Genomic DNA, 6,447 nt, shown 5'->3' on the forward strand with positions numbered 1-6,447 from the left:
ACTAAATCTGTTTAATGCAGCACCAACGTGTGTTCGATCTGCTCCAGCGATTTACCTTTTGTCTCCGGCATTATCTTCCACACAAAAATTAACTGGATGCACATCATGATACAGAAGAAAAGAAAAGTGTGGCCACCGCCGGCTTTTTCGGCGAGCCAGGGAAAGGAAAAAGCAATAGCCGCTGCCATGACCCAATGGGTCGTGCTTCCCAATGTTTGGCCTTTGGCCCTTACCTGGTTGGGAAATATTTCTGAAATGAAAACCCAAATGACGGCGCCTTGCGAGAAAGCAAAAAAGGCGATATAAATAAATAAGAACACCGGGACAACAAAGCCGTTAAAACTTTCGGCATAAAAAGACCAGGAAACCATCGCCAGCGTAAAGATCAATCCCAGCGAACCGATCAGCATCAGTGTTCTTCTGCCGATTCGATCGATAAAATTCATGGCCAGCAACGTGAATGTAAAGTTGATCAATCCCAGCCCGGCCGTTGATAATAAGGATGAACTTTCACCAAGTCCCGTCATTTCAAAAATGCGGGGTGAATAATAAATGATGGCATTGATACCCGATACCTGGTTGAATACTGCAAACAGGATGGCCAGCATCACAGGGGTTTTATATCGTTTAGAAAACAGCGGATCTTTTTGAAGTATTGCTTTTTCTTCTTTGTCTGTAGTTTCTATTTCAGTGATTATTTTATCAGCGGTAGCCGGGTTGATAATCTTAAATATTTCACGGGCCTCTTCCACCTTGCCCTTTTTCATAATGAGCCAGCGGGGACTCTCCGGTACAAATCGCAACAGGAAAAAGAAAACAGCGGCGGGAACAGCTTGTATCCCCAGCATCAACCGCCAGGCGTTTTCCCCTGTTTGCCCGATAAGATAATTGGAAAAATAAGAGACGACGATGCCAAACACCACATTGAACTGGAACAAGCCGACGAGTTTGCCCCGTCTTTCCGCCGGTGAAATTTCTGAAATATAAATAGGTGCGGTAACCGATGAAGCGCCAACTCCCAGGCCACCCAAAAAGCGGAAGGCCAAAAACACATACCAATCGTTGGCCATCGCGGTACCCAATGAGGAGACCAGGTATAAGAAAGCAATAATATAAAGTGTCTTTTTGCGGCCCAGTTTGTCGGAGGGTACTGACCCCAATAAAGCACCGATGATTGTTCCTATTAAAGCGATGGAAACGGTGAAGCCGTGTTCGACGGTTGTAAGGGTCCAGTATTTCTGTATTGATTGTTCGGCACCGGAGATAACAGCTGTATCAAATCCAAAGAGAAAGCCGCCGAGAGCAATGACCAGGGACCAAAGAAATACATTTCTTCTATTCATATGGCAATAATTTCTGCGACAAATATGGTTGCCGACAGGCCCTGATGCCTTTCAGTATCGTATCAAAATGGTTTGAATTTGTATTTTTTGGTAAAAAAAATTAAGTACTTAATTCTCAATCGTTTTATTGTAAAAAAATGAATATGCGCTGAAGCTGTTTTCAAAAATTGTTACAGCTTTTTCTGAAATAATTTCATTTCGTCAGCCCTTAAAACGATGGATTTCTTTGAAATGGTACAGAATTGAAACAGATGATACATTATTATAAATTGAGTTTTAAAAAAATACCTCAACTTGCAGCTATGATTGTAGCGAGGCTTGTTTATTTGAAAACCATTGGACCCCTGAGAAGCGCCTTGTTTTTTCTACCACTGCTTCCTTTATTGCTTGCTTCTTGTACGCCTGACAGCAAAGCAAAAAAATTCCGGATAGGGGTCTCGCAAACTGACAACGATCTGTGGAGACAAACCATGCTGGCTGAAATGAAAAGAGAATTGTCTTTTCATGATGATATTGATTTTTTATACCGTCATGCCGGCGGAAACAGCCAAACACAGGTAAAGCAGATTGAAGAATTGGCAAAAGAAGGCATAGACCTGCTGATCGTATCGCCCAACGAAGCGCAGCCGCTGACACCTGCTGTGGAAAAAGTATATGATGCCGGTATCCCCGTTGTTTTAGTTGATAGAAGGATCAACTCCGAAAAATTCACTGCCTTTATCGGCGCTTCCAATTTTGAAGTGGGACAAAATGCGGCACGTTATGCCGTATCCCTATTAAAAGGAAAAGGCAATATTGTTGAGGTCATGGGACTGCCAGGTGCTTCGCCATTCAGGGACAGGCACCTGGGATTTATGGATATCATTTCCCAAAATAAAGGCATTAATTATCTTAAAGCAATTGACGACCAGTTGCCCGATTATGAAAAAAAACTGGAACAGACACTTTCAGCCAATAATAATATTGATCTGATCTTTGCTCATAGCGATTTCGTAGCTTCTTTTGTTTATAAGGTCTGCAAGCGATTAGGCGTTGAAAAAAATTTCAAGATTATTGGCGTTGATGGATTGCCCGTTGATACGCTGGGAATGGGCATGGTTGCCGATAAAATTCTTGCGGCCACTGTTGTGTATCCTACCGGTGGGCAGGAAGCAATTATAACAGCAGCGAATATCTTAGAAAAAAAACCTTTTACCAGGGAAACCCCGCTGGCCACTACCATCATTGATTCAACCAATGTAAGGATCATGATGCTGCAGCATGAAAAAATGCTGGCACAGGAAAAAGACATAGACAAACGGCAAAAAAGAATTGATGAGCAAATAACCATCACCGAAAATCAATCCAATATTATCATTGCCGTTTCCATATCACTGGCACTGGCATTGATATTCGGGGGCATCTTGTATTTTTATCTAAAAGAAAATAGAAAGATCAATAAAAGGCTGGAATTTCAGAATGAAGAAATTGCCCGGCAGCGAAACCAATTGATCGAACTGATGGGAAAAGTTAAAGAAGCCACCGACGCCAAGTTTAATTTCTTTACCAATATCTCTCATGAATTAAGAACACCTCTTACGCTGATACTTGGCCCGCTTGAAGATGCATTGTCATCGCCCAGGCTGCATTTTACGGTAAAAAATAATCTTGACTTTATTCAGCGAAATACCATCCGCCTTTTGCGCCTCATCAATCAGTTGATGGATTTCAGAAAGATCGAGGAAAGCAAAATGAAGTTGAACGCTTCAGAAAATAATATTACCGCATTTGTAACAGAGATCACTAATGCTTTCCGTGATATTGCAAGAAAGAAATCCATTTCTTTTACTATAACCAGCAAAGCAAAAGACCTGAATCTATGGTTTGATGTGAACATGCTGGACAAAGTATTGTTCAATTTGCTTTCCAATGCTTTTAAGTTTACGGAAGAAAACGGAAGTATCAATGTTACAATTGACAGATCTGCGGATGGCAAGTTTGGGCTTATCAACGTAGAAGATACAGGCGTAGGCATGTCACCTGAAGATGTGGAACATGCTTTTGATGTTTTCTACCAGGGACACAGCAGCACATTTAAAGGCACGGGGCTTGGTCTTGCTTTGTCAAAAGAACTGATACAACTGCATCATGGCACTATTACTATAAAGAGTAAAAAAGGAAAAGGCACTTTGTTTGAGATCAGTTTGCCTATAGGCAAATCACATCTTGAACCGGATGAAATGCTTCCTGAAAAAACCACCCAGGCAACAACCTTGTATGAAGACACTAAAATATATACCACAGATATGGAGCCGGTTTCTCTGCAAGATGAAAGCAGTGAAGTAACGAAGGGAGAATATTCCATACTGCTTATTGAAGACAATGATGACCTGCGAACATTTTTGAAAAGAAGACTGGGCGAGAGCTATGAAATCCATGAAGCAGAGAATAGTGAGAAAGGAATTGCAAAAGCATTCGAGACAGTTCCTGACCTTATTATTTCCGATATTATCTTGCCGGGGCAAAACGGTTTGTTTATTACCGAAACATTAAAACAGGATATAAGAACATCTCACATTCCTGTGATACTGCTGACCGCAAAAAACAGTATGGAAGAACAGATTGAAGGTATAAGATCGCAGGCGGATGCATTTATCACAAAACCTTTCAACCTTGAATACCTGGAAGAAACGATCAAAAATCTTTTAAAGAACCGTGCAGTTTTAAGGGAGCATTATACAAGTGAACTGCCTACCGAAGCAAAAAGCAATTCAGCCAATAAAATTGACAAAAAGTTTATAACTGAATTTACGGCTATTGTTGAAAACAATTTATCCAACGAAGAATTTTCGGTTGATGACATTTGTAAAAAGATAGGCATCTCAAGAGTACAATTGTACAGGAAGGTAAAAGCGCTGATCGGTTATAATGTGAATGATTATATACTGACCGTACGATTGAAAAAAGCTAAGTTTCTTTTGTCATCCGGCGATCTCACTATTTCAGAAGTAGCTTCTAAGGTCGGGTTCTCATCGCAGGGATACTTTTCTACTGTATTCAAATCAAAGTTTGGTGTAACGCCGTCAGAATTTAAAGAGAAGAAAAAGGAGATTTCGTAATGTCTTTTTATTTTGAATGATCAAACCTGGTTTCATTCACAGCAAACACTTCCGGCTTGCGTTACTTCAGCCAGCGAATATGCAAGACCACAACTAAAATGATTGTTTAATTCCAATTAAGAGAGTTGATTTATTAAATGCAGCAAGTCTTCCGTCGTTTTTTTTAAACCAGTTACAAATTTGCAAGAAAATGAAACAGAATTGAAATAGAAGAAAGTTATAGAGCCGTAAATTGTCTTCTTTCAAATTTTTAAAAAACAATTCTTGCTATTATGAAGAAGAACAAGATGCCCCTATTAGTTACAGCGGGCCTGGCACTGGTTTTTGCTGCTTGTAAAGTAAGCACACAGCCCGTACAAAATCAAATTTACCAGGAAGAGCACCGGCCTCAATTTCATTATTCACCGCAAAAGAACTGGATGAATGATCCCAATGGGCTGGTTTATTTGGATGGAGAGTACCATTTATTCTACCAGCACGATCAATATGAAAAAGTTTTTAGCGATATGTCCTGGGGCCATGCTATTTCGACAGACCTGGTTCACTGGAAAGAGTACCCTAAAACAATTGTGCCTGATGGTGACAGCCTGGGTCTTATTTTCTCAGGCAGTGCAGTTGTTGACAAAAACAATTCCGCCGGTTTTGGAACCAATGCATTGATAGCAATATATACCAGCACAAGCCCCAAACAACAACAGAGCCTGGCATACAGCACCGATAAAGGAAGAACATGGACAAAATACAGCGGGAATCCAATCATTAAAAATGAAGAAGGAGATAGTGTTCCCGATGACTTCAGAGACCCTAAAGTAATGTGGCACACGCCAAGCCAAAAATGGATCATGTCATTGGCGGTTCAGGATCATGTAGAATTCTGGTCATCTGCTAACTTAAAAAACTGGACAAAAGAAAGTGAATTTGGAAAAGGAATAGGTGCTCATGGCGGCGTGTGGGAATGTCCCGATCTTTTTGAACTACCGGCTGATGGAAATGTGAACAATAAAAAGTGGGTATTACTGGTCAGTATAAACCCGGGAGGTCCTAATGGAGGTTCGGCTACCCAGTATTTCGTGGGAAACTTTGACGGCAAAAATTTTAGCACCCAGCAAGCGGAAACCCATTGGGTAGATTATGGTACCGATAATTATGCCGGCGTTACCTGGTCCAATGCTGAAAACAGGGTCATTGCCACAGGATGGATGAGCAATTGGCAATATGCAGGCAAAGTGCCTACACAACCATGGCGGGGCGCACATACTTTTCCCCGGGAATTGAAACTAAAAACGATAGCCAATACTTTTTACCTGTCCTCAGAACCGGTAAAAGAATTGAACAACATCGTTAGTAACACTCAATCGTGGCAAGATGTTGCCATCAATGGAATCTTTGATCTATCAGTAAAGGTGAAAAGTTTTAATGGACGGTTTTTGCTTCAATTGAAAAGTGAACAACTGGAAGATTATGCAATTGTGCTATCCAACGATCAGGGTGAGGAGTTGGTGATAGGATATGATAAACAAGCCAATCAGTATTATATTGACAGGAGCAAGACTGGTAAAACGAGTTTTGATAGCGGTTTTGGGAAAAAGCATATAGCGCCGCGGCTGTCAACGAATAAAAATACAGATGTCACTTTATTGATCGATGCGGCTTCATCAGAATTATTTACAGACAATGGTCTTACTGTTATGACTGAGATCTTTTTCTCCAATAAACCGATGAATAAAGTTGCTATTCAATCAACAAGTGAAATCAGGTTCACTGAATTGAGCTATTCAACAATTGAAAGGATATGGGAGTAGAAAACAAGTGATGCCAATATTCAATATTGTAAAACATTAGGTGCATCATTTTTTCCGGTAATTATAAAAAAATAAACAAAATATCATGTCTACACGCAGAGCCTTTCTCAAACAGGCAGGATTAATAACATGTAATAGTTAGTATTTAATCCGACAGTTGAGGATTTTTTCTTTTCAGTTTTATAGGGTCAGGATATAAAAGTT

Annotated in this window: 3 protein-coding genes; 2 read left to right on the forward strand and 1 reads right to left on the reverse strand. The window is 40.3% G+C overall.

Annotated elements, in window-relative coordinates; genetic code table 11:
* Nucleotides 1-11: 11 nt before the first annotated feature.
* Nucleotides 12-1,343: a sugar porter family MFS transporter gene (locus ACFEL9_RS25780; protein ID WP_385896197.1), complete on the reverse strand. Its 1,332-nt coding sequence runs from the start codon at nt 1,341-1,343 to the stop codon at nt 12-14.
* Between the two features lie 251 nt (nt 1,344-1,594).
* On the opposite strand from ACFEL9_RS25780, the gene ACFEL9_RS25785 reads away from it, so the two are divergent.
* Both ACFEL9_RS25785 and ACFEL9_RS25790 read left to right on the forward strand, forming a co-directional pair.
* A complete protein-coding gene (locus tag ACFEL9_RS25785) occupies nt 1,595-4,441 on the forward strand; it encodes a hybrid sensor histidine kinase/response regulator transcription factor (RefSeq protein ID WP_385896203.1) in 2,847 nt (948 codons plus the stop codon).
* Nucleotides 4,442-4,713: 272 nt separating this feature from the next.
* Complete coding sequence (locus ACFEL9_RS25790; RefSeq protein WP_385896199.1) at nt 4,714-6,243, forward strand: glycoside hydrolase family 32 protein; 1,530 nt, start codon at nt 4,714-4,716, stop codon at nt 6,241-6,243.
* The last annotated feature ends 204 nt before the right edge of the window (nt 6,244-6,447 follow it).

Source organism: Terrimonas alba (assembly GCF_042434975.1).
Lineage (GTDB): Bacteria > Bacteroidota > Bacteroidia > Chitinophagales > Chitinophagaceae > Terrimonas_B > Terrimonas_B alba.